The following is a 25,379-nucleotide window of genomic DNA, read 5'->3' as shown; positions in this document are numbered from 1 at the left end:
CCAGCTGCCTCCTCTTCATCATCGGATGCCTTCATTGTATTCCGGGCGTCCACTTGTCCAAGTCCGCCCTTGTACGGGCTCCAATATCTTCAATACTTCCGCCAAGAGGGTCTGATCCAGCGGCTCTTCGCTCCAAGCGGCATTACGTTGTATATTGTCGGGATTGGCTGTACTGACCAGCGTTGTCGGGATCTGTTCATTCGAAGTCGAGAATTGCACGGCTAGCTTCGCGATATCCGTTCCGGCTTTAGTGCAATACTCGGCCGCACGTCTGCAGGCTTCCCTGATTTCCGTTGAAGCCGGATGCCAAGACGGCGCTCCTCGGGAACCGAGAAGGCCCATGGATAAGGGAGAGGCGTTAATAAGCCCAATTCCCTCCTCGTCAAGCAGCGGCAGCAAACCTGTAAGCGTCTGATCGTTCAAAGAATAATGGCAGTAAGAAATGATGGCGTCCACTTCGATTTGGGGCAGCAATTTATCGAACAGCTGCAGAGGCAGACCGCAAATCCCTCCAAAACGGATTTTCCCCTTTTCCTTTAAAAGCTGGAGTGCAGGAAGGGCTTCCTCCATTACAACGGATGCGGGAACGAACTCAATATCATGCAAAAAGAGAATGTCCACGTAATCGGTTTGGAGTCGCTTCAAGCTCTCATCGATACTGGCGATTATCCGCTTGGACGTGAAATCAAAATCATTCTCGCCATAGCGGCCTGCTTTCGTAGACAGAATAAATTGACCCCGGGTTAATTGTCGGATCGCTTCGCCCAGCACGGTTTCCGCCTTCGTCAATCCATAATAAGGGGATACATCGATCAAATTGATGCCCGCATCCATTGCTGCGTGCACGGTACGGATTCCCTCGCTGTCGTCGGTTTCCCGAAAGACGGAGCCTAGGGAAGACGCTCCGAAGCCTAATACCGAAACATCCAGACCGGTTCGGCCTAACTTACGGTATTTCATGATGAACACCACCCTTTTCCAACTTATAGAACGCCTTGGCGTTCAGACCGAACAAACGCGCATGTTCCCGTTCTCCCCAATGCTTCGGCAGCGCTTCTGCCAATACGTCAACCACTTGGTCATATTCCGCCGATAGCAGGCACACGGGCCAATCGCTGCCGAACATGATCCGATCGGGACCGAACATCGCGACCACTTTATGTACATACTCATTAAAGTCTTCCTGGCTCCACCGGCGATGCTCCGCCTCGGTGACCATACCGGATAGCTTGCAGTAGATGCGCGGAAAACGGGCGATTTGCTTCATGATGCTCTCCCAAGGTTCCATCTGTCCGCTTCGGATCGGCGGTTTGCCCAGATGATCGATGACGCCGCGGATGCCGGGGACCATCTCAATCAGCTTCAACAACGGCTCCAGCTGATGACTCCGAACAAGAAGATCGATCGGAACGTCTTCCTTGACATATTCATTCAATGCTTGGATAAAAGCCGGCTCCAGGATCACATTGGCATCCGGCATATCCTGAATCATGATGCGAAAGCCGATAAATTTCGGATGTTCGCGAAATCGCTCATAATGCCGGCGGTGCTCCGGATCGAACAGGTCGATCCATCCTACCACTCCGACAATGGAAGCATGGCGATCCGCCAACGATAACAGATAGTCCGTCTCTTCCAAGGTCGGTGCCGCCTGAACCGTTATGCTGCCGTCCAATTGATGCGAATCCAAATGCGGCTTAAGATCGGAGGGCAGGAAATTTCGGTAAAGCTCCGGAACCTCCGGCGTGATCCATTCGTAATCCCCTCGCTCAATCAGCCAATAATGCTGGTGGGCATCCAATCTCATATGCATCCCTGCCTTTTAGATGTTATGTTCGCTATCTTTATTGTACGTTCATAATCTGTGTACAAAAATAGCCACGGATTGCATTTTTATAACCTATTTTGATATTGTTGTCCTTAATAGAGAATAAGGAGTGGTGTAAACATGACTCCCCTGCGTAAACCCTTTCAAGGGGACCCCCTGTTTCCGATGGAATTGGTTTATCGGACTAAAAAAAGCCCCCAACTGGAGCTGCCTCATCACTTGCATGATCTTTACGAATTGGTTTATGTATACCAGGGAAAAGGCACTTTTTTTATTGAAAACAAGCTGATGCAGAAAAAAGAAGGGGACCTTTTCATCATACCCGGGAACACGATTCACAGCTCTTTCCCTGACCCGGACCAGCCCATTGTTTCGAGTGCTTTATTCTTTGCGCCTTCGCTTGTACTCGGTGCAAACGGAAGCGATTTGCAATACTCCGTTCTCAGCTGTTTTGAATATGCTCAAAAAACAGGGGCTTATCGTCATCAATTGCCCAAATCGGACCAAGCCTATATCGAGGACATGCTGAATGGAATCTCGGAAGAAATCCGGCTTGCTCAGCTAGGATTCCGCGAGGCGCTCGTCCTTCAGCTGCGCTCCTTGCTGCTGCATATCAATCGTAATATCAGCACCCTGTCCGCAGAACAAACGGCCCACTCCCAGATTGGCCCGGCCTGGCTGATGGATTCCATCCAATGGATTCACGAACACCTGGATCAGCCTATCGGACTAGCAGCTCTGTCGGCCAAAGCTGCGGTGGCCCCTGCCCATTTCTCCCGCATGTTCAAGAAATACACCGGTTTGCATGTGACAGGTTACATGCATGCTAAACGGATTGCCCGTGCCAAAGAGCTCCTACGAAACTATGAGGAGTCTGTCGGGCAAATCGCTGAAATCTGCGGATACGCCACGCTGACGCACTTTCATCGCAATTTCAAAAAATTGACGGGCATGACCCCGGGAGCGTACAGGAAGCAAGCTGTTTCCCATCGTTAAGACACGTCAACAAGCACTTGCGACCATAGCAAGGGCTTGTTGCTTTACCTGGAACGAAAGGATTCAAGAACTTCGTCCGTTGACAACGGCTCCCTCTAGAATTACATTAAATATAGTTAAGGACTTAACTATATGGGAGGCATGATCACTTTGAATGACCTGCAGCAATACGTGCTGGATTTGCCGCTGCCTGCCCTTGCTTTTTTCTCATTGGTGGAGACAACGGCAAAACTCGTCGACGTATCCGAAAGTTATTGGAAATCGCAAGGGTTGAACGGAGCCAGAATCCGGATTCTAGTTGAGCTTATGAAAGAGGGGGGCACGATGCTTCCTTCCAAGCTGGCACAAACAATCGGTGTAACCAAATCCAATATCAGTCTGCTGCTTACCCCCTTGGAGCATGAAGGCTTGATTCGCCGGGATTCCCATCCCGGGGACGGTCGAAAGTCGGTCATCACCATTACAAGCGAAGGTCAGCGTCTATTGATTCACAACCTGCCAGCGAACAGGCAGCGGATATCCGAAAAAATGAACGTGCTGACTGAACATGAATTAAAGCAACTCTTGGGCCTTCTCCAAAAATTAAAGGAAGCGTAACGGTATTTTTACGACAATTTAGTTAAGCACTTAACCAAATAAGGAAAGGATGACATTCGATGTCTATCGTCATTACTGGAGCCAGCGGCCGGCTCGGCCGGCTCATTATTAAAGAGCTTCTACACCATGTTCAGCCCAATCAAATCGTTGCTTGCATTCGCCAGATGCACTCTGCAGCAGCATTGGAGGAGCAGGGAATTGCGGTCCGCTACTGCGACTACGACGAACCCTCTTCCCTGAAGGAGGCATTCGCCGGCGCTTCTCGCCTGTTGTTCATTTCCAGCCCCTACCCCGATGACACCGTTCGTTTGCGACAGCATGCCCATGTGATCGAAGCTGCAAAAAAAGCGAACGTCAGCCATATTTTATACACCGGTTTCGCCTTTCCTGAACATAGCGATATGTCGATGACCCATTTGCATTTGGCTACCGAGCATGCCATTCGCACTACCGGAATTCCTTATACTTTTCTTCGCAGCGGTTTGTATATGGACTTTGTTGAAGCACTGGATTTGCAAGCCGCCATGTCGACAGGCAACCTTCTCGTCCATCCGGGATCGTGGCAGTTCAACGCGGTTACGCGCACCGATCTGGCGGCCGCCATAGCGGGAGCATTATCCGGTGAGGGCCATTCGAATAAAACTTATGAGCTTGTTGCGCCGTCCGTTTGGACCTTCAATGATTTGGTCTCCGCTCTTTCAGAGCTATCAGGCAATCCGATATCCCTATGTCCTACCACTGAGGTGCAGCATTGGATATTTAGCTTTTTAAGAAAAATCGATACGGCTTCCACTTCTGGCGATCTGGAGAATTTAATATGCCGCCCGGTAACAACGCTGAAAGAAAGCCTCCAATCTTATATCGGAAGTAGATCCAACTAACGATTCACTATTCCCGCTTCATTTCAGTACTGTGAAGATGACGTATCCAATATAATCTAGAAAGAAACACGGGAATACGAGGCTTCTTCTAATTCAAGGCAGGAGGCAGGAATATGCCGATACGTACGCCAATCCTACAGAGAGGCGATACCATTGGAATCGTTACCTTGGGCAGCCCTCTCGCGGCCAACATCATTGATGCACGGATCGAATATTTGAGAGCAATGGGGTTCAATATCGTATTGGGTCAATATGTTTATGCGCAAAACGGGTTTCTGGCCGGCACCGACGAACAGCGGGCATCCGATTTAATGATGATGTTCCAAAACGAGCAGGTTAAAATGATACTGCCTACCAGAGGCGGCACAGGCGTTGCCGGAATCCTCCCGTACCTGGATTATCAGGTTATCCGGAATCACCCGAAAATCTTGACGGGCTACAGCGATATCACGGTTCTATTAAACGCCCTGCATCAACTGGTCGATTTAATTACCTTCCATAGTCTATTGCTTATTGACTTCAAACCCGAAACGCCAGCCTATAATTTCGATCAGTTTTTTGCGGCAACGTCCCTGTATTCATTAACGCGTCCCATCCTGAACCCGCCTGGAATGCCCCTGATCGGCCGGATTCCGGGCAACGTTACGGGGCCGCTTGTAGGCGGTAATTTAACGTCATTTGTTGATACGCTAGGGACTCCCTTCGAAATCGATACACGGGGGAAAATCATTGTTCTTGAAGAAACGCATGAACCTACCAATACCGTCTACAGATACTTCAACGATTTGAAGCTCGCCGGAAAATTTCGTGACTGCATCGGCATCATCATGGGGGAATGTACAGGCTGCCAGACGGCTTACGGCAAAGCCTATGAGGATGTCATCAACGAGTTCATCGTGCCTCTCGGCAAGCCGTTGATCACGAATCTTGCCACGGGCCATGGTATGTATAAAGCAGCTCTGCCGATTGGCGCAACCGTTAATCTCGATTCCATCCGTAATGCCATAACGGTGGTCGAACCCACGATCAGCGTATAAAGTTCGTTTCCTAATGCCAGATGAATCAGCTGGAGCGGCTTCTGGCGGCCTAGCCTAAACATGATTGGAGGATATGGCGATGACTACTTTTCCAACGATCCCGGCAAGCCAATGGGTGCAGCGTCTGGAGCATCCGGGACGTAAAATCCGCCTGGTGCTGGATACCGACGCGTTCAATGAAATCGACGATCCGTTTGCGACGCTTACGCGCCCGAGCGCTCTGGTTCACAGTCCGCGCATATCCGAGGATTTCCGATGGATGCATGATCCGTTCCGGCACATGATTCGCTGCGTTCATTTCATTCGTCGTGACGAGGTATTCCGGGATCTTTTCTTGAGGATTGCCCGATAGCCATGGATAACCTATAAGAAACCACTTCATAAAGGATACATCCCATAAAAAACAGCCCCTTCTACTGGATACAGAAGGGGCTGCCGGCGCTGCAGAAAAGCTATATGTAAACCACATACAAATGCCGATGATTTGGAATGACATCCGTTTGGGTTATCACCACTCCGCAATGCTTCCATCCGTATGCCGCCAAACGGGGTTTCTCCAATTGTGTCCGATATCGGCCATTTTACGCACATGGTCTTCGTTGATTTCAATTCCCAAGCCAGGACCCTCCGGTATTTTTACGTAACCGTTCTCATACTCGAACACAAGATTATCCACAATGTAATCGAGTAAATCGCTCCCCTGATTATAGTGAATGCCAAGGCTCTGTTCTTGAATAAATGCATTGTGGCAAGTGGCATCGACTTGAAGGCAGGAGGCTAATGCAATCGGTCCTAGTGGACAATGCGGAGCTGCCGCCACATCAAACGCTTCAGCCATGGAGATGATTTTTTTGCATTCTGTAATACCGCCTGCATGGGATAGATCCGGCTGAATAATATCAACATATCCATCCATCAATATACGTTTAAACTCCCATTTGGAGAACATTCGTTCACCGGTTGCAATAGGGATGGCTACATGATTAGCAATGTCGCGCAGCGCTTCATTATTTTCGGGCAAAACTGGTTCTTCGATAAACATCGGGCGAAAAGGTTCCAGCTCTTTGGCTAAGATTTTGGCCATGGGCTTATGCACGCGACCGTGAAAATCAATGCCGATTCCAACATACGGACCCACCGCTTCCCTAACGGCTGCAATGCGTTCAATGACCTGGTCTATTTTCTCATAGGAATCGACATATTGAAGTTCTTCCGTACCGTTCATTTTTACGGCCGTAAATCCTCGGGAGACCACTTCTTTTGCCGAGTTGCCGACATCTGATGGACGATCTCCCCCAATCCATGAATAGACCTTGATGGACTCCCTTGCTTTTCCCCCAAGCAATTGATGAACGGGCGCGTTATAATATTTCCCTTTGATGTCCCATAGGGCTTGATCAATGCCCGAAATTGCACTCATTAAGATGGGGCCGCCCCGATAAAAGCCTGATCGATACATGAGATTCCAATGGTCCTCTATTCTTAATGGGTCTTTCCCTATTAAATTCTCCATTAACTCTTCTACTGCGGTTCCTACCGTTCTCGCCTTTCCTTCAATGACAGGTTCGCCCCAGCCGATAATCCCTTCATCCGTCTCCATCTTTAAAAACAACCAGCGGGGCGGCACCAGGAATAATTCGTAACCCGTAATTTTCATTATGAATACCCTCCTTAATCCTCGTTAGATTTTACAGCTGAAGCAAATTGTCTCGCTTTTTCTGTTAATTGCACGAAATACTCATCTGTTATCTCCAGCTGCGTATTCACGAGCGCGCTTCCAATGCCACAACCAATGGCGCCCGCTTTCATAAATTCCTGAATATTGTTTAAATCTATGCCGCCAGTCGGCAGCAACGGAATTTGCGGAAGCGGTCCGCGTATATCTTTAATGAAGCTTGGTCCCAACGTCGCAGGAAACACTTTGATAATATCGCCGCCATTTTCATAGGCTGATAGAATTTCCGTCGGAGTAAAGGCACCCGGGATGCTTACTGCTCCGTATCGTTTTGCCATTTGTATCGTTTCTATGTCAACCGTAGGAGACAGAATGAATTTGGCGCCTGCTAAGATAGCGGCCCGCGCAGTTTCAGAATCCAGAACGGTACCCGCCCCCACCACCACTCGATCTCCAAGTTCAACGGTTATCTCTTCGATGGCAGACAATGCGTTTGGTGAATTCATGGTGATTTCTAGAATGTTCACCCCGCCTTCGTGCAGCGCCTTTGCCATGTTCAAGACATCTTTTGAATTGGCGCCGCGAATAATCGCTATTATTTTGTTATCTAGAATGCTGGACATGGTATTCATGAAGTTTATGCTCCCTCCTTACATTTAACGCGTGGCATCTTCTGTACCCACCCGGCCGACAGGACCCGCTGCATGTCCACTTAAAAACCGGATTCATTCCTGTTATATAAAAGTATTTCGTATTCGCAATAAAAGAACGGATAGTGAAATGTTAAATTTTGCAAGAAAAGAAGGCAGCTGATCGCCTGATCAGCTGTCTTCTCTCGTTAATTATGTTGCAGAAGGCTTATTCCTCCATATGAATCACTTCACGTAAAATGTTGCATCCTTCTGATCCAATGTAGTCGTGATCGGCGAAATCTCCAACACGCCGTCCCGGTGCCTGATAAATGTTCCGGATATGTTATAAGACTCGAAGGAGGCCGCCCATGGACTTGAAAATCCGGTACGCAACTTCCATGTCGCATCCTGTTTAAACAGAGCGGTATCATTATTGGACTCCAGCCAAATCTTGCCGTCACGATGTCTGAGATATTGACCTGGAAAGGACACCGATTCGATGGAGACGGCGGATGGATCGGCCAGTCCCGGAACCATTCTCCATTGCGATTCAGCGCTGTACTGCCCCCCGTCAATCTTGCCTCGGCCCTCATGATAACGAACAAAACTGTTGGCGATGTTATAGCTTTCCAGCTGGTTGACCGGAATTTCCGCATCCACTCGCACCGCTTTCCAATTCTGCGTATCCAAACCATTGGCCGTCCATTGAATGACCTTGGTACCTGCCGGAGTGCCGGCACCCGCATTGTCCAGCATCAATCCGCTGCGCTCGTTCATGCTGGTATAGTATCCGTTGCCCTTGTGCGTAAATTTCCACCTCTGAGTATCCCATTCATTATTCGTCCACATGATCACGTTTGTACCCGGTGTCGTGGCTCCATTGGGATTATCCAGGATCAGGTTGTTGTTTACATTCATTGCCCGGAAGAAGCCGCCGTTTCTGTAATCCAACCGCCACCACTGGGTATCTGCCCCGAGATCGTTCCACTGGATCACGTTTGTCCCGGCCGGCGAACCGCCGCCGGCATTATCCAGCAGAAGCTGGTTATTCTGATTGACCAGCTTATAGGTCCCCCCGGAAACAATGGAGAATTCCTTGTCCACCTGGGCTACATTGGCACGGATTTCATTCCGACTCCCCACTTGTACGGTATTGACCTCCAGGAGCAATGACGGACCCAACGGCAGCAGCGTTCCGCTCCAGGCTGCCGGCGTGCTCTGATTTGACCCTTTAACGGTCAGCGGCGCGTCCATTTGCGTCCAGGTCGCTCCATAATCGGCGCTCGTAAACATTTTGTTAGCGGAAGAAACCACATCCGTCATGCCCCGAACGTAAAAGCGGCCATTCGCGGTTCCGTCATCGATGTAAGCAACCTCCGGTGTCTGGGATGCGCGATATATTCCTGTGCCTACAACCTCCCCCAGATCCGTCGGGCTTCCCCAATTGATGCCATCAGGCGAGGTTTTGAACCGGACCGCAAAGTTAGGGGCTGCCCCCAGCATCTCAAAAAACATGAAATAGCTTCCGTTCTTCGCTTGTATGACCCGCGGCATCCCCGGACGCCAATTCCAATCTGCCTGATTGCCCACAATGATGCTGTAATTTCCCCAGGTCAGTCCACCGTCACTGGAAATCTCCTGCGCGATTGCCTGGTTATACCCCGGTTTCCGCTCATCCGAGTAATAGCAGATCAACCGGCCATCGGCCGTGATCGCAAACTCCGGCTCCCATGTACGCTTTGTCCCCTCAGTTCCCCTTGCAGCCAGGTTGCTGTGAAACTGCCAAGTGGCGCCGTTGTCCGTGCTCCTCCAGATATGAATCGTATACGGTGCCGAGTTGTCCCAATCCGTGGATGCAAACAATAAGGTTCCTGCCGGATAATCCCCAACCTGCTGAGGCAGTACATACAGCGTTGTCATGCCTTGCTGATTCCGGTTCAGTCCGTAATCATTCGGATCAATTTCACTGAATAAGGACCAGGTTGCCCCGTTGTCCGTGCTCTTGTAAAAGGGAAAGGGCTGCATGCCGCTCCATCCTGCGTTGCCGGGAAACCGCGGGGTGAAGGTGGTCAGAATATCTCCATGTTCAAGCTTGACCGCCCTTACATAATAAGGCTCCGGTTCAGCCGGATTACTGTAAACAACCGTTCCGATAGCAGCCGCCTGCGCCGTTGGCGCGGCTAAGGTTGACATGAACAGCATAACGATGACTGCAAGCAGCGCAAAACGTTTCAGCCTGGTATTCATCTCGATCCCTCCATAATAGATAATGGATCATTTCATATGCAAACCTGTTTAAAGGCATTCATTGATTACTCCCCCGATGGCACGGGCTGATGATGCGCATCGCTCCAAGGAACCCCGAAATCAGGCGTACCATCAAGTTTCCAGCCGAATTTCTGTATGCGCGTCGAGCGGATGCTCGCATCGGCGTCGGCTGAAGGAAGCGCATGGAAGACGATCCAGTCCTCTTGATCATCCGGAGACCTCGTAAAGCTGTTGTGGCCGGTCGCATAGACTCCGTTCTCTATACTTTTGCGAAAAACAGGCTCCATCGACTTTTGCCATGAAGCCGGATCCATCGGATCGGCATCTTCATCCATCGTCAACATTCCCAGGGCATAATCCTCGGACCAGGTCGTGCTGGCGGAATAAACCAGAAAAATGCGGCCGTTCCTATGCAGCGTGACGGGACCTTCATTAATGGCCATTCCGCCTTGTTTTTCCCACGTAAGCGTTGGAGCCGTTAGCAAGCGGTGTTCCCCGGTCAATGTCCAGGGATTAGCCATTTGCGCAATATAAATAGCAGATCCGTATTCGGGAAAATGTCCGTATCCGGCATATAGAAAATAAAGCCGATTCCGTACCGTCATCACGGTGCCGTCCAAGCCCGGAACGGGAGTCTTCATCGCCCCTTTCCAAACCCATTCGCCTTCGAGCGGATCGCTATGTTCGTTCTCCAGCACGCATAGCCCCCGCGATTCGTCTCCTCCGCCATCGTTAGCCGTATAGTAGATGTACCATTTGTCATTCAGATAGTGTATTTCCGGTGCCCACAAGTTATAGCTGTAGGGACCTCCCGGTTCTGGAGACCATATGGTCTTCCTTCGGCCCTCTGCAAGACCGGTCAAGGTGGAGGATCGGGTAAGTTCCAGGCGACCCGGCTGCGTGGACATAAAGTAATAATAGCCATCCGTGTGCTTCAGCACCCAAGGATCGGCTGCGTTTGCTACGATTGGATTGCTAAACGTCGTTGTGCGATTTGACATGCTCTCTCTCCTTTTATCCCTTCATTCCAGTCAAGGTAAAGCCTTCAGCGAAGTCCCCCCTTCGGTTTATTCCTACTTCCATTAATTATCAGGGACGAATTCTGGGCAAACAATTATGAAAACGCTTTAGTATATATGCAAAATAAAGCAATACCGAATCGTTTTCGACGGTCGAAAAAGAAAAGGGCCGCCCTGACGGACGGTCCTCATAAACGATTCGATTCATGGATTCTGCTTACGCCATTCAAGCGGTGTGGCTCCATTCGATTTCGTAAAGAACTCATAAAACCGACTGGAAGAGGTAAAGCCCACCTCGGCGGAGATCGATTCGATCGCCTTATCGGTTTGTCGCAACAGCCGTTTAGCCTCCATCAAACGAAGGTTGATGATATACTGCTTTGGCGAGACGCCGAAGGATTCCGAGAACTTCCTGCGGAGATTGCTTTCGGAAATAAAATGGCGAGCTGCGAGCTCGTTAACCGTAATTTGTGTATGATAGCTGCTATGAATTTCTTTTAATATCGCTTCCAATACGACTTGATCGGTACCTGCCGCCCTTATCGACGTTTCCCTGTTACGCTGGAATATCAGCAGGGCTGTCTCAAAGGCAATCCGCATCATGTTGTAGGCATCGATGTCTTGCCTCTTGGAATTCCATTCTTTCTCCAGCTGAAAAAAACTGATTTCCGCCCACCGCATATCATCTTCGTGAAGATGGGCGCACCGGATCCGATGTGGTTCGGACTCTATTTCATGAAAGAGGTATTGGCAATGGACCGGAAGCCTATCGTGGAAGAAATGAACGGATATCCCCTGCCAAGGCCTCGTACAAACGAAGCCGTGATGAAGCCGGGCAGGTATCAGGATAAGATCGCCGGCAGCTACCTTGATATTCTGTTCAGAAGAGCTGTAGTACCCTTCCCCATCCGATACCAGCGTCATCTCATCGTATTCATGGGCATGTGACTGGAAGAGGCCCTCTCCCTGCTCGGCCTGAAAGGTGTGAGGCTTAAAGCGCTCCATACTGATCACAAAGCTCTTTTCACTGTTTTCCATGTTCCATCCTCTTTCTATGAGGCTTCTAATACGCAGTCCTTCTCTATTCATTCTATGGAGTCCTCCGAACCTGGTCAATAAATATCGAGGTCCCCTGGTTGTTCTGATATGGCTTGGTGTGAAACATTGATATGAATAAGACTAAAAACCCTTGATGATCATCAAGGGTTTTCCTCTTGCGGAGCCGCGAACGGAATCGCTTCGCTATGAAATTCTCGAAGACCAATCAGCAGGGAATCGTAGCGCCGCAAAATGCCTCCAGCTCCTGTCGAACGGCTTGGGGCGTGTCCAGGCGAAGAATGCGTTCCGCCAGATCGCGGCATTCCGCTCGATCCAATCCTTCGAGCCTTTCCTTGATCGAGCTGAGTCTGCCAGCCTCCATGCTCCATTCGTCAAGTCCCAGACCGAGCAAGAGCGGTGCAGCCAACGGGTCGCCCGCCATGCTGCCGCACATGCCGGTCCATTTACCGACCTTATGGGAAGCATCGATCACCGTCCGGATGAGCTGAAGCACGGCGGGATGGAAATAATCGTACAGGTGCGATACGTGTTCGTTCATGCGATCCGCGGCAACCGTGTACTGAACGAGATCATTCGTACCGATGCTGAAGAAATCGACTTCGTCCGCGAAAAGTCCTGCCAACACGGCCGTGGAGGGAATCTCGACCATAATGCCGACTTCCATCTTCTCGTCGAACGGTACGCCCTCCTCCCTCAATTCACCCTGCACTTCCGCCAGGATGGATCTCGCCTGCCTCCATTCTTGCAAACCGGAGATCATCGGGAACATGACCTTCACCCCACCGAAGGCGCTGGCCCGCAGCACGGCCCGCAGCTGCGTGCGCAGCAGCTCCTGGCGGACAAGTCCTACCCGTATTGCACGGTAGCCCAGGAAGGGATTCGTTTCCTTTGGCAGCTGCAGGTACGGAAGCTCCTTATCCCCGCCGATGTCCATCGTGCGGATGATCACGGGGCGGCCCACCATCAGCCGGGCCGCTTCCTGGTAAGCACGGAACTGCTCCTCCTCGCCCGGCATGGCCGTGGCGTTCATGAACAGGAATTCCGTGCGGAACAGCCCTACGCCGTCCGCGCCCTGCCGGACGGCGGCCTCGGCTTCCGCGGCGCTGCCGATGTTCGCCGCGAGCTCCACGCGCGTACCGTCGGCGGTCACCGCCGGACGCGCAGTGTAGTCCTCGAGCGATTGCCTGCGCTCGAGGTCCTGCTGCATGCGGAGCCGATGCTGCTCCGCCTCCGCCGCTTCCGGCCGAGCGATGCACAGCCCGGCTGATCCGTCGAGGACGAGCAGATCGCCGTCCCCGATGCCGTCAATCCCGTCTCCCGCGCCGACGACAGCGGCAATGCCGAGCGACCGCGCGAGTATCGCAGTATGCGAGGTTGCTCCCCCGGTACGGGTGATAAAGCCGACCACCAAGGCAGGGTCCAGCTGCACCGTATCCGAAGGCGTCAAATCGTCGGCAACGAGAATCACCGGCTCGGTGATTCCGGCAAGTCCCTGCGATTGTCCAGGCGACAGACAGGCGAGAAGACGGCCGCCGATATCGCGGATGTCGGTTGCGCGCTCCTTCATATAATCATTGCTCATGCCTTCAATCATGGAGGCGACTTGGTTGACCACCTCGGCAACGGCCCTCGGGGCCGTCTCCAATTTCTCCCGGATCCGCGCCTCCATTTTCGGGTAGAAAGCCGGATCGTCCAGCAGCTTTCGGTGTCCCGCAAGAATGCCGGCTTGCTCTTCGCCTACCGCTTCCTTCGCTTTTTCAATCAGCTTCTCCATTTGCTCGGCGCAGCCCGCTTTGGCTTCGCGAAGCTTATGAAGCTCGTCTTGGACCGCAGCCGAGGTATCGGGAATATAATTCCCTTCGGGGCTGCTTTCGCCGCTGGCCCCCACCGAAGATTTGTAGATATAGGCCTTTGCAATCCGGACACCCTCCGATACGCCGATTCCTTGAATATCCAGCCTATTCATCAGGCTTCACCAAACTTGCTTTCGACGAGCTGTATCAGGGCTTCGACGACTTCTTGTTCACCGTCTCCGTTTGCTTCGATGGTCACGACGGCTCCTTGTTCAATGCCAAGCGTCATCAGCTCCAGCATGCTCTTGCCATCCGCCGATCGACCTTCGTTTGTCTTCAGACGAACCTCTCCTCCAAATTGTCCTGCTTTTTCCGAGAATAGCTGAGCCGGACGTACATGAAAGCCCTGCTCATTCTGTATGGTTACCGTTTGTGTGAACATGTCTTTCCTCCTCATCCTGTAACCGCCAGCCCGGGGCTGTTACTTACTGAAACGTAAAGTTGCGGTTTCTCTGTTGTTTCCTGCCGTTCATCCGCTCGACCCTTGTCAGGCCAGCAAGGTTATCCGGCCTTTATACGCCTCGACCAGCGCTTGGTTATGCTCATCGGAGCCGTCGATATTTCCGCTAAGAAATACAGGGGGGTTAAAGCCTTGTTCAATCATAATCTCAATGGATTCGGCGAACAGGGCGTTCAAAATCAAGGCTCCGATCACTGTCGAGCTCGGGGTAAAGGGGACCTGAAGGCCGGGATGGCTCAATACCGCATCGCCCTTGACCGAGAAATTGTCGATCACCAGATCCACGGCATCCGCCAGATGCTTGCCGCTGCTGTGCCGGGACGGCATGCTTTTGGAATATTCCAGTGAGGTAATGCCTACGGTGAAGGCTCCCTTCTCCTTCGCCATCAAAGCGACATCCACGGGAACCGGATTGCGGCCCGAGGTGGACAGGACGAATACGACCTCTCCCTTGCGGATGTCCTGCTTGCTCATGAATTCGACGGCAAGATCGTTTTGTCTTTCCAGCTCGGACGAACGTACCGCGCCTTCATGCAGCATCAGCTTCTCTATGAGAATCGGACGGATCGGTACGAGTCCGCCTGCCCGGTAGAAGACTTCCTCGGTCAATATATGCGAATGCCCGCAGCCGAACAGATGAATAATGCCGCCCTGCTGAATACAGGCCGCCACCTTTTCCGCCGCTTCACGGATCGACTTGGCCTGCTCCGCTCGTACTTTGTCAAACAACCCGCCAATCACATCAAAATAGGTGTCCATCATCATCGCTTTCACCTCGTGGTTCCTGTATTTGTATAGATTTCTGTTTTTCTTCCGCGAGTGAACGGGTTCATATCGCTTTTTTCGCCCGGAGTACCATGTCGGCCATGACTTCCAGGCTTCGCTCGATAATCCGCTCTCCCTTCTCCCTCGTTGCCAACGTTGCATCCCCAAGCACCGCGGAAGCCGTCATTTCCTCCCAGGGTGTAGGCGTGAAGTCCGCTTCAATCGGGATCTGCGGAGCGCCGTCGATCGCCTTGCTCATGTCCACGTATTCGCCCGCGAGATAAAGCATGTAGGACGTCTCGATTTCATCGGCATGCATGTAGCTGCCGTGAGCGGCCGAAGCCTCGCGTACTTCCGCCGTGATTTCCTTCGTGCCTGGATAAAAGAAGTAGAACACTTTCAATTCGGGTACCCGTTCGTATAAAATTCTCGCCGCTTCCTTCAGCGCTACCGCATTGCCGAGATGGCCGTTGACCATGATGAATAGGCGGAATCCCTGATGATATATACTCTCGCCGATATCGGCAAGCAGCCGGATGAGCGCTTCGTTCGACACGTTGATGCTACCCGGAAAATTGCGCAAACTCCACACTTGACCATAAGGAAGGGTCGGCAGAACAAAGCTGTCCGTCCGTTCCGCCAATTTGTCCGCGAGCCTGGACGCAAGCAGGTTATCCGTGCCCAGCGGCAGATGGGGACCATGCGCTTCAACGGCCCCGATTGGAAGTATGGCCGCGCCGAGTTTGCGGATTTTCTCCTCCACCTCAACCGAATTCTCAAGTTCGAATTTCATGACGCTAAGCCCCCCTTACTTTTTGAACGAGAAGCAGTCGGCCGGATTGCTGACGAAAAATTTCTCCACCAGCTTCCGGCCGTCAAAGCCGCTGCGATTCGCCTCATCTACAAAGCGCGGCACCCATTTGGAAATAATGTACTCCAGCCCGAGACCGTAATCGTAATGCTTGTAGTAGGTTTTGCGGGCGGTATCTCCGCTGATGAGAATCTGATCCTCATAGCCTTTTCGGACAAGCTCCAGAATCAGCGAGATGCGGGTGCTTTCCGGCGCATACTTGATTTTGCCGATACCGTCAAAGCTCATGTAGGCTCCGGTTGCGGCGATTTGCTCATGGTAATACGGGTCGGGGTTCCGGTCCATATGCCCTAAACTCAAGTAGGATAGATCCACGCCTTCGCTCTTCAGGAGCTCGATTTGCTCCAGCGCCATAGTGCCGACTTCCGTATGGGAGTGGATGGGGGCTTTTGTTTCGTGATGAGCGCGGGCTACAGCGCGCAGCGTCTTCTCCTCCAGCGGCGTGATACGGTTATAGCCCGTCCCGAATTTAACCTGGCCTGCTTTGAATGGCGTGCCTTCAAGCCCTTCTTCCACCTCCCGGATGACGAAATTCGCCAGCTCGTTGATGCTTTTGGCCTCGATCCACTGCGCATAACTCTCATAATCGCCGATCAGCGGCTTCAGCTCCTCTTTGATTTTGGCATCCCACAGGAAGCTTTTATTGAAGCCCGCCGTTCCTACAATGCGAATGCCGGTTTCAAGCGCGATTTCCTGCACCGCTTGAACATCCCGTCCATAATCGACGGCTGTAGCATCCACGATGGAGCATCCGCCGTGTTGTTTGAAATCCAGAACGTCGCGCTTGGACTTCTCTTTATCATCCAACAGCAAATCGTCCACTCCCCGTTCCTGCCAGTAGGCCGGACGGCATACGATATGTTCATGGGAATACGTAAAGCCCAATTCCTCTTTGCTGATATCTCCATGCAAGGTACGGATAAAGCCCATATCGTTTCTCCTCCACTCTCTATAAAATAAGAACTTGACCGATTCATAAAAATGCAAGTTCAAAAAGCCGGCTTTTCTCAACGCCTTAGACCGCTTTCTGATCTACCTCGTGATCCAAAGCCGACTTTTTGGTTTAACCTCTAAAAGAACAGTTTCGCCAGGAAGTGCAGAATCGGTCCGATGATGAACATGTCGGAATCGGCTGCCCACATGGCCGTATCCGGCACCGTCGAGGCGATGAAGAAGCGGACCATCAGGAACTGACCCCAAGCGACTACGGTTGACGTGATGAAGCCGCCGATAACGGCACCGCGGACACCGCCTGTCGAGTTCCCGAACACCCCTGCCGTAGCGCCGTGGAAGAATAGAACGATCATCGTCGGCACGAAGATGTAAGAAACGGTGTTGCCCAGTACGAGCAGCCAGATAATCGCGCCACCGAAAGCTCCCAGAAAGCCAAGCACTACCGCATTCGGTGCGTAAGGGTATACGACTGGCGCATCCAGTGCCGGTTTGGCGCCTGGCACGAGCTTGGTAGCAATCCCGTTGAAGGCCGGCACCAGCTCGCCGACAAACATCCGGACCCCCATCAGAACGATGGCGATTCCGCCTGCGAACGTAAACGATTGGATAATGGAATAGATGATAAAGTTCTGGTCACCCGATTGTTTCATCAGTTCTGCCGCAGCCGGCGTGCCCTTCGTCGAGAGAATAATGGCCCCGATCAGGAATAACACGCCCATGCTGAGCGCCGTGATGACGTTGGAATCGCGAAGAAATTCGAAGCCCTTCGGTACTTTGATTTTCTCGGAATCGTTGTTTTTGTTGCCGAGCAATTTGCCGAACAAGGCAGCCAATAGCGCAACCGAAGCCGACGTGTGTCCAAGCGCAATGTTATCGTTGCCCGTGATTTTACGCAGGAACGGCTGAACCAGCGCCGGCTGGAACGTCCAGTACACCCCGAGAACCACGGCGATCATCAGTACCAGCTTCCAGATCGGAATTCCGCTGGACGCATGGACGATGACGCCCGCAAAAACGGTCGACGTCCAGAACATCATGTGCCCGGTCAGATAAATAAATTTAAACCGGGTGAAGCGTGCCAGCAGAACGTTGATCAGAAAGCCGATGAGCATGGCAAGCGTAACGGCGCTGCCGAATTTGGAATTGAATGCCTCCTGCCCCATAAAGGCACCGAGGGATCCGCTTTCCAATCCGAAGACTTCTTTCCACATCGGCTCGAATACGTTCAAGGCTTTTACGATAACGTCAGAGCCTGCGCCGATGATGAGGAAGCCGATGATCGCTTTAAAGGTGCCGCTTACGAGCTGACTCGTTGATTTCTTCTGCAGCAGCAGACCGATCAGAACGATAAACCCGAGCAGAATGGCCGGCGTTCCAAAAATGTTGGTAGCGATCCAAAAAAGTACGTCCATAAGCCCTCTTCCTTTCTAATGGTTTACAGCACTTCTTCCAGCTTCTGTTTGATCTCGTCGTTGTCAAAATAGTTGTTGACGATAACGACCTTGGCTTCATGCCCTTGCAGGCTTTGTGCCAGCTCGTTGCTTGTAATGATATAATCGGCTGCGGTTCCCGATGCCGTCGAAACGTCCGTGTGCTCCACATCGGCGTTTACTCCCATGCCGTTCAGCACATTCTCCACATTCATTCTCAGAATCAAGCTGGTTCCTTGTCCTAAACCGCATACGCATAAAATTTTCATTGTTCGTTCCCCCTAATTAGTTGTTGGATTGACTCTACATCCGATGCCTGCTTGAATCGTTCCACGTTGTCCGGATTGCTGAGCAATGTCGTCAGCTTGCGCAGCATGGCGATGTGCTCCGAGCTTGAGGAGCCGCCGAGCGCGAATACAAGCTGGACCGGATCATTAGCGGCATGGCCAAAAACGACGGGTGTCTTCAATCGAAGCAGCGAGACGGAGGCTTCCCTCACCCCGTCCTCCGCACGGGCATGCGGCAGGGCGATGTGCGGCGCAAGAACAAAGTACGGCCCTTTGTCACGATACGATTCCACCATGGCATCGGCATAACGTTCTTCCGCCGCTCCAGCATTCGCCAGCAGTGCCCCTGCCAAACGGATTGCTTCTTCCGCCGTCTCAGCCTCAACATCCAAGGCAATTAGTGACGGTTCCAAAAATTTCATTCTCATCTCTCCCAAATCCGGTATTCTGTTCGGTGCTAAGGACCGGTTTGTAATTGTTGAAGTATCTGTTCTTTTGTCCTGGCCTCTTTCAGTCGGATCAGGTTTTCCTTATCTCTCAGCAGGAGCGTCAGCTCCGACAGTGCTTTCAGGTGGGATTCGCCGTCAATCGCCGCCAGGACCAGAATGATCTGCACCTGATGGCGCGCTTCCTCCGAAAAGGCGACGGGCTGCTCCAGCCGGAGCAGACTGATCCCAAGCCGCCGGACTCCATCCTGCCGCTTGCCGTGCGCGATGGCGATGCCAGGTGCTACGACAATGTAAGGGCCGAGCGCTTCCACTTTGGAGATCATCGCATCAATGTAAGCTTCTTCGATGCGTCCATCCTTCAACAGCGGTTCGGAGGCTTCGCGTATGGCGCTCCGCCAATCTGCCGCTTCTCTTTTCATCCGAATCATTTGCCCGGTGAGCAGATCCGTCAGAGATGGCTTGCGGGCCTCGCTGAGCCAAGTTTTCCCTAAGGACATGTAGCGGTTAAGCTCCTCCGCAAGTCCGGCTTCATCCCTTACCGCCGCGTATTTATGGACGATGTCCAGCAGCGCTTTGACCGTGTTGGCCTGGGTTCTTGATTTGCGTCCGGAAACCATGTTGATCTGGTTCAGCAAATGCTCTTTATCCTTATCGCTCAGAATCGGATTCACCAGGAGAACGGGCACTTTGCTGTCCGGGAGCGGTACCGTCGAGAATATAAAATCGACATCTTCTTCGCGAAACGACTCATAATCGCGGAGCGACAATACGGCTGTGATGTCCACTGCCGAGAACAGGTTCTCCAGCTGCGATTTCAGCATCCGCGATGCGGAAATGCCGTTCACGCAGACGATGGCGGCCTGCCGCCTTACGGCCGGCTTCGTATTCTCTCTGCGCAGCCAACCGCCGAAATGCATCGCGAGGTATCCGATCTCGTGATCGTCAAGTTTACGTCCAACCAACTGCTCGAACGGTGCGGCTGAACGGCGGGTAAGTTCGAATACTTCCCCGTACTTGGAACGGATATTTTCGAGCAGCGGATTTTCCAGGCTTAGACCATACAAGATCCGGTAATAAGCCGGTTTCAAATGGACCAGCAGATTCTCCTCCATGGCTTCCCGGTTCGGCAGAAATACGCAGGCATAACGTTGAAAATGGTCGGTCATCTCCGTCGTCACGTTCCGAAGCTGCTTCAGCACTTCTTCGGACCCCGTCATCTGTTCCATCCGGTTGACTCTCGCCCCCAGCAGATGCATCGCGAAGTAGCAGACTTCATCATCCGGAACGGAAACGCCGAACATTTGCCCGAGGCCTTCCGCAATACGCGCGGCAGCTTCATACTCTGGCGTCCTCCGCAGAACGCTTCGTTCATCATCGTCGATCGAGACCCATTGCGCGGTTTGAATCCGTCTTACATACAACAGGAAGCGGGCGGTCAGATGAAACAGCATCTCATCCGTCAAATCTACGCCGAGCGTGATCTCGCTATCCGAGATCAGGCGATAGACCTGCTCCAAACCTCCCTCTTCCATAGGCGGAAACAGGAGTGGGGCGAGATCGGGAATTCCCGATTCCGGGTTCAGGTTGAATGCCTGTTCCCAGCCCGCATGACCGAAAATCTGCCCGAAGTAATGGCTCAGCGTCTTCCGCTTGTCACGCTCCTCCCCTTGTACGCCGTAGCCCCGCTTACGATCGTAGATTACCTTGAGTTTTACGGACTTCATCTCCAAGCGGACCATGTTCAAATCCTTGAGCACGGTTCCGCGGCTAACCTGCAGAAGTTCGGTCAGATGGTGAACGAAGAGCGGACTCTCCGCCGACAATAGGTAAAGCGACATCCAGGCCAGCCTTTCACGCGGGGACAAATAGTACTGCTGTGCATGGGGCTTTTCACTCAACTGCGGAAGCCCCGCCCGGCTTTCTTCAGGCAAATAGTAGCCTGCTGTCCTGACATATTGGACCGATGGAAGTTGAACCGCTTTCAACCAGTCGTTTATTTTGTCCATATCATAGTAAACGGTTCGTCTGGAGATGCCGAGCTTCTGCATCAGTTCTTCCAGCGATACATAATCGGCTGCCTCATGGAGCAGCGTCAACATCTTGGTACTGCGTTCATCCAGAATACGGCATCAACTCCTTTGCCGTTAGTTTCGTTCTTTTTGCAATTTGATTATACCTATAGGCAATTGTTCAAGGACAGTTCAATTCATGGAACCCGATTTGTGCAAAAATGTACTCTAGTGAAAGGGGCAAAAAAAACAGGCCCCATGGCCTGTATAAGATATGGTTCAACTTTGCGACTGCCCGGTTCATCGTGTCTTGGCAAAAATCGCATCCTTTCATTCGGCACGGTTTACTCCACAGCCCCCGTCGCACCGATCCGAAGATCAACGTCTACGTGAAATTGAGCTCGGGCAAGCTCTTCGCCCCAGTTATCCTGGGCAGCCTTGTATAACGGATAATGGTAGGCTCTTGCATACAGGCCGAATCCTACCGGGTCAATTTTGTGCTTCTGAAATTTGTCGATAAGCTTCTCAATGCTTTTCTTCATTTCCTTGCTTAAATGACTTGCCATTTCCTCGGAATTCTCCAAAAGCTCATATTCAAGAAACTTTTCCGTAATGCTGATAAACGCGTTTATCTTAATGTGATATTGGAACCTGTCATGATCATGAGAAGATTTAACCTTCACCGAAATATCCCCTATGCTAAAACTCACCAAATCGGTGTTAAACGGCAATTGTTCTTGCATCCCCTCAACAGGAAAAGTGAGGCTGACTCCTGGCTTAGCTTCTTTTTTTAAAATTTGCAGAAGCGAAGTTTCTTGATAGCTAAGAGAGTCCCGGTACTGTCCTTCTTGAGATAGCAGCGTCGTGCCCTTGAGCAAAATCTTGCCATTCTCGATCATAATCTCCGAGATAGCAGGGGTTATTGCACGATCATGCATTTGTCTATGCAGCTCTTGTTCCGTTGTTTTTACCGTTGTTGATCTTCTGCTTCCCGAATCGATGAGTCCTCTTAAAAACACGGAAGTCGGCGGCTGATCCTTTGCTTGAAAATGAATGACATCGGTAACGGGACCGTCATAAGCAATAATGCGATCCGTAACCGTATTGCGAGGGTCGCGGAACTTTACATCGAGCACTTTAAACCAATCCTTATATTGGAGCAGCTTTTTCCCCACAATAATTACCTGGTAATTACGGCCTGCAACTGCCCCTGGAAACTGGGCATCCTGTTGGTTTCTTGACTGTCTTAAACCTTCTGCTATTCCCCCCCCTTCACGGCTCTTCTTCTTAATGTCTCTACTGAATACCGGTGCTGAGATATAATAACGAAGCTTCTCGTCTATGACGTCCAGACCGAGGGCCAAAGGTACGGTTGCATCTTCAAGATTGGTTTTGTCATTACTGCAGCCCGTTAGAGCAAGAAATATTGTGCAGCCCATAACGACAGCAGATAATGTTTTGACCCATCTCATGATCGCCTCCCCCCTCTTACTTTTTTGGTCATGGCCACATACAGAAGAACGCATACAGGCAAAGCAAATTCCATCACAAAACCAGCGAGATTTAGGAAGTTATTAACTCGAGCGACATCGATAAAACTTGGCCTATAGATAAAAAAACTAACCGCAACTGCAAAACACCAAACGGCTAAGTGACCCCTTTCTTTGTCTTTCCCCAATAGCCATGCCGAATTCATGGAGACAAGATGCATGGAAGGGATCCATATGCAAGAGAACACAAACAAATAGAATGCAATAAAGGGAACTTCTATCCGCTCGATAAACTGAAGCTCGATCGACTTCATGATGCTGATGACTGGATCATTGAATTTACCGATTTCATCAGGACTAAAATACACATAACAAACAAGGGTGATGCCGAGGTAAACCAAACAAGTGAGCGTGTTCGATATCACCATGGCCGTCAAAGCTTTTTCTTTTTTAACGAGATGGGGGTAAATAAAGAACGCGAGCCCGATGCCCAGCATCGGATAGAACATGATTTTTACAGTTGAAAGCACCGGAAGCCAGCCATCCTTTAGGACAGGCAGTAAATAAAGCCAGCGGGCATGGCGTAATGTAGTTAAATACACGAATGGAATCCATATGGAGATAAGCGCCACGATTTCGCTATATCTCCCGATTACCTGGAACCCGTGCTGCGCAATTTGAAACGTAGGAATGAGCAGCAGCAGCACTAGAACATAGATATACGTGCTTGGCAATAACCAAAGTTTGATAACAAGTGAAGCAATCATAAATCCGTCATAAGCCAGTAACAAATAATAGGCCATGAATATGAAAGCAGCCATTTTAGATGGCCAGACTCCCATATAACGCTGTATCAAATCTAGTATTGAACCATCTGGGCTATTTTTCATCACCTTAACGAGCGCTGCGGATGCCAATGTTGCCATTCCCCAGCCAAAAAAAATCGCGATCCAACCATCCGTTCCCGCTTGCCTGGCCAGTTCTCTAGGAAGGGATAAAAATGCAACGCTGATTTGAAAAGCCGAAACCATCAGCGTGAATTGAAGCGTGGATACCTGACGAATGGTCTTCATCTGTTATTGTTTCTCCTTCCAGCCCCTGTTCCTTCCTTGCCGTTTTGCTTGTATTGCTCTGGTGCTAAGTGGCCGATTGTTCATCAGCCATAGCGGAACCCGCAGAAGAGTGTCCTTCCAGTCCGCAGCTTTAAACGGAGCGATCGGCGTACTGTAGGAGGTGTCCAACGAGTTCAACGTGATGAGTCTACCCATGATTGTCATCATGCCCACGACCATGCCAATGAAACCGAACCAAGTCGCAAGAACCATGATCATGAACCGCATGAGACGGACCGCAGCCATCATATCCTGATTCGGGATAATGAAAGAGGAGATGGCCGTAAAAGCAACTACGATCACCATGACATTGCTGATCAACCCTGCCTGTACCACAGCCTGCCCGATCACGATCCCGCCGACAATCCCTACGGTCTGACCGATCGGCGCCGGAAGCCTTACCCCGGCTTCCCTCAGCATTTCAAGCGTAATTTCCATAATGATCGCTTCCACAAATGGGGGGAACGGAACCTGCCCGCGTGATTCGCCGAGTGTCAACAGCAGTTTCATGGGGATGATCTCGAAATGATAGGAGATGACCGAAATATAAAATCCTGGCAAAAAAATAGCGATAAAAAATGCAAAGATTCGCAACATTCGAAGGAAAGACGATATGGACCAACGAGAGCTGTAATCATCCACCGTCTGAAAAAAAGACATGAAGGTTACAGGCGCAACCAAAACACTCGGTGAACCGTCCACAACGACGACGCAGCGTCCTTGCAAAATTTGCGAAGCGGCTGTATCCGGCCTTTCGGTCGTAAGGATTTGCGGAAGCAGCGCAAGGGGCTGGTCTTCAATGAATTCGGCCAGCTCGCCGGTATTAATAATCGCATCGACATCGATGGATTGAATGCGTTCCTCGAACACCTTAATAATTTCCGGGTGAGCGACATCTTCCAAATACATTAATGTAACCGCCGTTTGTCCCCTTCTTCCAACGATGTAGCGCCTTAGCTTCAACTCTTGGTCTGGGATATAACGACGGATCATGGCAATATTCTGAGAGCCGATTTCAATGAATCCTTGATGCGCCCCTTTGAGTGAGGGTTCCTGCTGCGGATCTTCGATTGCGCGTGTAGGCAGTCCTTTGGTGTCCAGTATATACGCGGTGCCGCGACCTTCGATGAACAATACGCTGTTACCGAGCATAAGGTTCAGCCTAAGTTTAGCCCATAAAGATTCAGGCTTTACATACCCTACATTTGTAATAAAATCATCGGACGGGTTCCCGGACTCAAGCTGAAGCGGAGCAAGAATATCGTGATTAATGCATGTCTTATCGGTTAATTCCTCCATATACACGATTGCTGCTTTTTCCCCGGTTTGTTTAATGGTTAGTTTGCGTACGATCAGGTCGGGAGTATCCGTGAACATGTCTTGGATTCTGCCTATTGACTCGTTTAGACACGGAGTAATTTGTTCCTCTTGCTCATGGTTGGCAGAACGTTCCTTCATCATGTTAGGCTCCCTTCCTCACTGGATGTTTTTTCTTATTATGTTGATTTTGGACACGGTTATGCATTCCCGCCAGCTTCACAACCCGTACGGTTCAGGTATACTTCGAGCTTGGCCAGGCTTATGCAATCAGACATCGCTTGGAGTCAAATCAAAAAGGCGGATTGGACAAAAGTCATCCAGATCCGCCTTAGATATTTTTTAGTATTTGAATTCTTCACCAAAAGCCGGTGTTCAGGAGGAAAAACC

At 51.0% G+C, this 25,379-nt stretch carries 24 protein-coding genes; 5 read left to right on the top strand and 19 right to left on the bottom strand.

What is annotated here, in order from left to right:
• Nucleotides 1–18 precede the first annotated feature (18 nt).
• A complete protein-coding gene (locus tag BMX45_RS08325) occupies nt 19–960 on the bottom strand; it encodes an aldo/keto reductase (RefSeq protein WP_090909259.1) in 942 nt (313 codons plus the stop codon).
• Nucleotides 947–1,807 (bottom strand): amidohydrolase family protein, encoded by an 861-nt coding sequence (locus BMX45_RS08320; protein ID WP_175495062.1) that lies wholly within the window; start codon nt 1,805–1,807, stop codon nt 947–949. The genes BMX45_RS08325 and BMX45_RS08320 overlap by 14 nt, the downstream gene beginning before the upstream one ends.
• Before the next feature lie 141 nt (nt 1,808–1,948).
• On the opposite strand from BMX45_RS08320, the gene BMX45_RS08315 reads away from it, so the two are divergent.
• The 5 genes from BMX45_RS08315 (at nt 1,949) to BMX45_RS08295 (ending at nt 5,691) form a co-directional block, all read left to right on the top strand.
• A complete protein-coding gene (locus BMX45_RS08315; protein WP_090909257.1) occupies nt 1,949–2,824 on the top strand; it encodes an AraC family transcriptional regulator in 876 nt (291 codons plus the stop codon).
• 132 nt (nt 2,825–2,956) lie between these two features.
• Nucleotides 2,957–3,421: a MarR family winged helix-turn-helix transcriptional regulator gene (locus BMX45_RS08310; protein ID WP_090909256.1), complete on the top strand. Its 465-nt coding sequence runs from the start codon at nt 2,957–2,959 to the stop codon at nt 3,419–3,421.
• Nucleotides 3,422–3,480: 59 nt separating this feature from the next.
• Nucleotides 3,481–4,302, top strand: a complete 822-nt coding sequence (locus BMX45_RS08305) for an NmrA family NAD(P)-binding protein (RefSeq protein WP_090909255.1) — start codon at nt 3,481–3,483, stop codon at nt 4,300–4,302.
• Between the two features lie 113 nt (nt 4,303–4,415).
• On the top strand, nt 4,416–5,339 hold the full coding sequence (locus tag BMX45_RS08300; RefSeq protein ID WP_090909254.1) for a S66 peptidase family protein: 924 nt from the start codon (nt 4,416–4,418) through the stop codon (nt 5,337–5,339).
• A 79-nt stretch (nt 5,340–5,418) separates the two neighbouring features.
• Nucleotides 5,419–5,691, top strand: a complete 273-nt coding sequence (locus tag BMX45_RS08295) for a hypothetical protein (RefSeq protein ID WP_090909253.1) — start codon at nt 5,419–5,421, stop codon at nt 5,689–5,691.
• A 156-nt stretch (nt 5,692–5,847) separates the two neighbouring features.
• Here BMX45_RS08295 and dgoD read toward each other — a convergent pair whose 3' ends face one another.
• The 17 genes from dgoD to BMX45_RS08210 form a co-directional block, all read right to left on the bottom strand.
• Entirely contained in the window at nt 5,848–6,996 is a 1,149-nt protein-coding gene (dgoD, locus tag BMX45_RS08290; RefSeq protein WP_036659668.1) for a galactonate dehydratase, read from the bottom strand.
• Between the two features lie 14 nt (nt 6,997–7,010).
• Entirely contained in the window at nt 7,011–7,646 is a 636-nt protein-coding gene (locus BMX45_RS08285) for a bifunctional 4-hydroxy-2-oxoglutarate aldolase/2-dehydro-3-deoxy-phosphogluconate aldolase (RefSeq protein WP_090909252.1), read from the bottom strand.
• A 243-nt stretch (nt 7,647–7,889) separates the two neighbouring features.
• Nucleotides 7,890–9,893, bottom strand: coding sequence for an AbfB domain-containing protein (locus tag BMX45_RS08280; RefSeq protein ID WP_090909251.1), 2,004 nt, complete (start codon nt 9,891–9,893; stop codon nt 7,890–7,892).
• Nucleotides 9,894–9,958: 65 nt separating this feature from the next.
• Nucleotides 9,959–10,915, bottom strand: a complete 957-nt coding sequence (locus BMX45_RS08275; RefSeq protein WP_090909250.1) for a glycoside hydrolase family 43 protein — start codon at nt 10,913–10,915, stop codon at nt 9,959–9,961.
• 222 nt (nt 10,916–11,137) lie between these two features.
• Nucleotides 11,138–11,971, bottom strand: coding sequence for a helix-turn-helix domain-containing protein (locus BMX45_RS08270; protein ID WP_175495061.1), 834 nt, complete (start codon nt 11,969–11,971; stop codon nt 11,138–11,140).
• 226 nt (nt 11,972–12,197) lie between these two features.
• Nucleotides 12,198–13,958, bottom strand: a complete 1,761-nt coding sequence (gene ptsP / locus BMX45_RS08265; RefSeq protein WP_090909248.1) for a phosphoenolpyruvate--protein phosphotransferase — start codon at nt 13,956–13,958, stop codon at nt 12,198–12,200.
• Nucleotides 13,958–14,227, bottom strand: coding sequence for an HPr family phosphocarrier protein (locus BMX45_RS08260; RefSeq protein ID WP_009593276.1), 270 nt, complete (start codon nt 14,225–14,227; stop codon nt 13,958–13,960). The genes ptsP and BMX45_RS08260 overlap by 1 nt, the downstream gene beginning before the upstream one ends.
• 105 nt (nt 14,228–14,332) lie before the next feature.
• Nucleotides 14,333–15,067: an SIS domain-containing protein gene (locus BMX45_RS08255; RefSeq protein WP_036659682.1), complete on the bottom strand. Its 735-nt coding sequence runs from the start codon at nt 15,065–15,067 to the stop codon at nt 14,333–14,335.
• 67 nt (nt 15,068–15,134) lie between these two features.
• Complete coding sequence (locus BMX45_RS08250) at nt 15,135–15,863, bottom strand: creatininase family protein (protein ID WP_090909247.1); 729 nt, start codon at nt 15,861–15,863, stop codon at nt 15,135–15,137.
• 15 nt (nt 15,864–15,878) lie between these two features.
• Nucleotides 15,879–16,871: a phosphotriesterase family protein gene (locus BMX45_RS08245; protein ID WP_090909246.1), complete on the bottom strand. Its 993-nt coding sequence runs from the start codon at nt 16,869–16,871 to the stop codon at nt 15,879–15,881.
• A gap of 140 nt (nt 16,872–17,011) precedes the next feature.
• The gene (locus BMX45_RS08240; protein ID WP_009593268.1) at nt 17,012–18,307 is read right to left on the bottom strand and encodes a PTS ascorbate transporter subunit IIC; all 1,296 of its coding nucleotides are present in this window, start codon (nt 18,305–18,307) and stop codon (nt 17,012–17,014) included.
• Nucleotides 18,308–18,330: 23 nt separating this feature from the next.
• Nucleotides 18,331–18,594 (bottom strand): PTS sugar transporter subunit IIB, encoded by a 264-nt coding sequence (locus tag BMX45_RS08235; protein ID WP_009593269.1) that lies wholly within the window; start codon nt 18,592–18,594, stop codon nt 18,331–18,333.
• Entirely contained in the window at nt 18,591–19,034 is a 444-nt protein-coding gene (locus tag BMX45_RS08230; RefSeq protein WP_009593208.1) for a PTS sugar transporter subunit IIA, read from the bottom strand. The genes BMX45_RS08235 and BMX45_RS08230 overlap by 4 nt, the downstream gene beginning before the upstream one ends.
• 35 nt (nt 19,035–19,069) lie before the next feature.
• Nucleotides 19,070–21,160, bottom strand: a complete 2,091-nt coding sequence (locus tag BMX45_RS08225) for a BglG family transcription antiterminator (RefSeq protein ID WP_254777999.1) — start codon at nt 21,158–21,160, stop codon at nt 19,070–19,072.
• A gap of 254 nt (nt 21,161–21,414) precedes the next feature.
• Nucleotides 21,415–22,542: a Ger(x)C family spore germination protein gene (locus BMX45_RS08220; RefSeq protein ID WP_090909245.1), complete on the bottom strand. Its 1,128-nt coding sequence runs from the start codon at nt 22,540–22,542 to the stop codon at nt 21,415–21,417.
• Entirely contained in the window at nt 22,539–23,633 is a 1,095-nt protein-coding gene (locus tag BMX45_RS08215; RefSeq protein WP_090909244.1) for a GerAB/ArcD/ProY family transporter, read from the bottom strand. The genes BMX45_RS08220 and BMX45_RS08215 overlap by 4 nt, the downstream gene beginning before the upstream one ends.
• 3 nt (nt 23,634–23,636) lie before the next feature.
• The gene (locus BMX45_RS08210; RefSeq protein WP_090909243.1) at nt 23,637–25,133 is read right to left on the bottom strand and encodes a spore germination protein; all 1,497 of its coding nucleotides are present in this window, start codon (nt 25,131–25,133) and stop codon (nt 23,637–23,639) included.
• Nucleotides 25,134–25,379 lie beyond the last annotated feature (246 nt).

The organism is Paenibacillus sp. cl141a, from assembly GCF_900109305.1.
In the GTDB taxonomy this organism is placed as follows: domain Bacteria; phylum Bacillota; class Bacilli; order Paenibacillales; family Paenibacillaceae; genus Paenibacillus_AQ; species Paenibacillus_AQ lautus_A.
The sequence above is the reverse complement of the archived record's forward strand: the minus strand, read 5'-3'. Positions and strand labels throughout refer to the sequence as shown.

Excerpts from the sequence above, each read along its gene's own strand:
- BMX45_RS08325 (WP_090909259.1), bottom strand. The coding sequence starts at position 960 with ATGAAATACCGTAAGTTAGGCCGAACCGGTCTGGATGTTTCGGTATTA.
- BMX45_RS08320 (WP_175495062.1), bottom strand. The coding sequence starts at position 1,807 with ATGAGATTGGATGCCCACCAGCATTATTGGCTGATTGAGCGAGGGGAT.
- BMX45_RS08315 (WP_090909257.1), top strand. The coding sequence starts at position 1,949 with ATGACTCCCCTGCGTAAACCCTTTCAAGGGGACCCCCTGTTTCCGATG.
- BMX45_RS08310 (WP_090909256.1), top strand. The coding sequence starts at position 2,957 with ATGGGAGGCATGATCACTTTGAATGACCTGCAGCAATACGTGCTGGAT.
- BMX45_RS08305 (WP_090909255.1), top strand. The coding sequence starts at position 3,481 with ATGTCTATCGTCATTACTGGAGCCAGCGGCCGGCTCGGCCGGCTCATT.
- BMX45_RS08300 (WP_090909254.1), top strand. The coding sequence starts at position 4,416 with ATGCCGATACGTACGCCAATCCTACAGAGAGGCGATACCATTGGAATC.
- BMX45_RS08295 (WP_090909253.1), top strand. The coding sequence starts at position 5,419 with ATGACTACTTTTCCAACGATCCCGGCAAGCCAATGGGTGCAGCGTCTG.
- dgoD (WP_036659668.1), bottom strand. The coding sequence starts at position 6,996 with ATGAAAATTACGGGTTACGAATTATTCCTGGTGCCGCCCCGCTGGTTG.
- BMX45_RS08285 (WP_090909252.1), bottom strand. The coding sequence starts at position 7,646 with ATGAATACCATGTCCAGCATTCTAGATAACAAAATAATAGCGATTATT.
- BMX45_RS08280 (WP_090909251.1), bottom strand. The coding sequence starts at position 9,893 with ATGAATACCAGGCTGAAACGTTTTGCGCTGCTTGCAGTCATCGTTATG.
- BMX45_RS08275 (WP_090909250.1), bottom strand. The coding sequence starts at position 10,915 with ATGTCAAATCGCACAACGACGTTTAGCAATCCAATCGTAGCAAACGCA.
- BMX45_RS08270 (WP_175495061.1), bottom strand. The coding sequence starts at position 11,971 with ATGGAAAACAGTGAAAAGAGCTTTGTGATCAGTATGGAGCGCTTTAAG.
- ptsP (WP_090909248.1), bottom strand. The coding sequence starts at position 13,958 with ATGAATAGGCTGGATATTCAAGGAATCGGCGTATCGGAGGGTGTCCGG.
- BMX45_RS08260 (WP_009593276.1), bottom strand. The coding sequence starts at position 14,227 with ATGTTCACACAAACGGTAACCATACAGAATGAGCAGGGCTTTCATGTA.
- BMX45_RS08255 (WP_036659682.1), bottom strand. The coding sequence starts at position 15,067 with ATGATGGACACCTATTTTGATGTGATTGGCGGGTTGTTTGACAAAGTA.
- BMX45_RS08250 (WP_090909247.1), bottom strand. The coding sequence starts at position 15,863 with ATGAAATTCGAACTTGAGAATTCGGTTGAGGTGGAGGAGAAAATCCGC.
- BMX45_RS08245 (WP_090909246.1), bottom strand. The coding sequence starts at position 16,871 with ATGGGCTTTATCCGTACCTTGCATGGAGATATCAGCAAAGAGGAATTG.
- BMX45_RS08240 (WP_009593268.1), bottom strand. The coding sequence starts at position 18,307 with ATGGACGTACTTTTTTGGATCGCTACCAACATTTTTGGAACGCCGGCC.
- BMX45_RS08235 (WP_009593269.1), bottom strand. The coding sequence starts at position 18,594 with ATGAAAATTTTATGCGTATGCGGTTTAGGACAAGGAACCAGCTTGATT.
- BMX45_RS08230 (WP_009593208.1), bottom strand. The coding sequence starts at position 19,034 with ATGAAATTTTTGGAACCGTCACTAATTGCCTTGGATGTTGAGGCTGAG.
- BMX45_RS08225 (WP_254777999.1), bottom strand. The coding sequence starts at position 21,160 with ATGTTGACGCTGCTCCATGAGGCAGCCGATTATGTATCGCTGGAAGAA.
- BMX45_RS08220 (WP_090909245.1), bottom strand. The coding sequence starts at position 22,542 with ATGAGATGGGTCAAAACATTATCTGCTGTCGTTATGGGCTGCACAATA.
- BMX45_RS08215 (WP_090909244.1), bottom strand. The coding sequence starts at position 23,633 with ATGAAGACCATTCGTCAGGTATCCACGCTTCAATTCACGCTGATGGTT.
- BMX45_RS08210 (WP_090909243.1), bottom strand. The coding sequence starts at position 25,133 with ATGATGAAGGAACGTTCTGCCAACCATGAGCAAGAGGAACAAATTACT.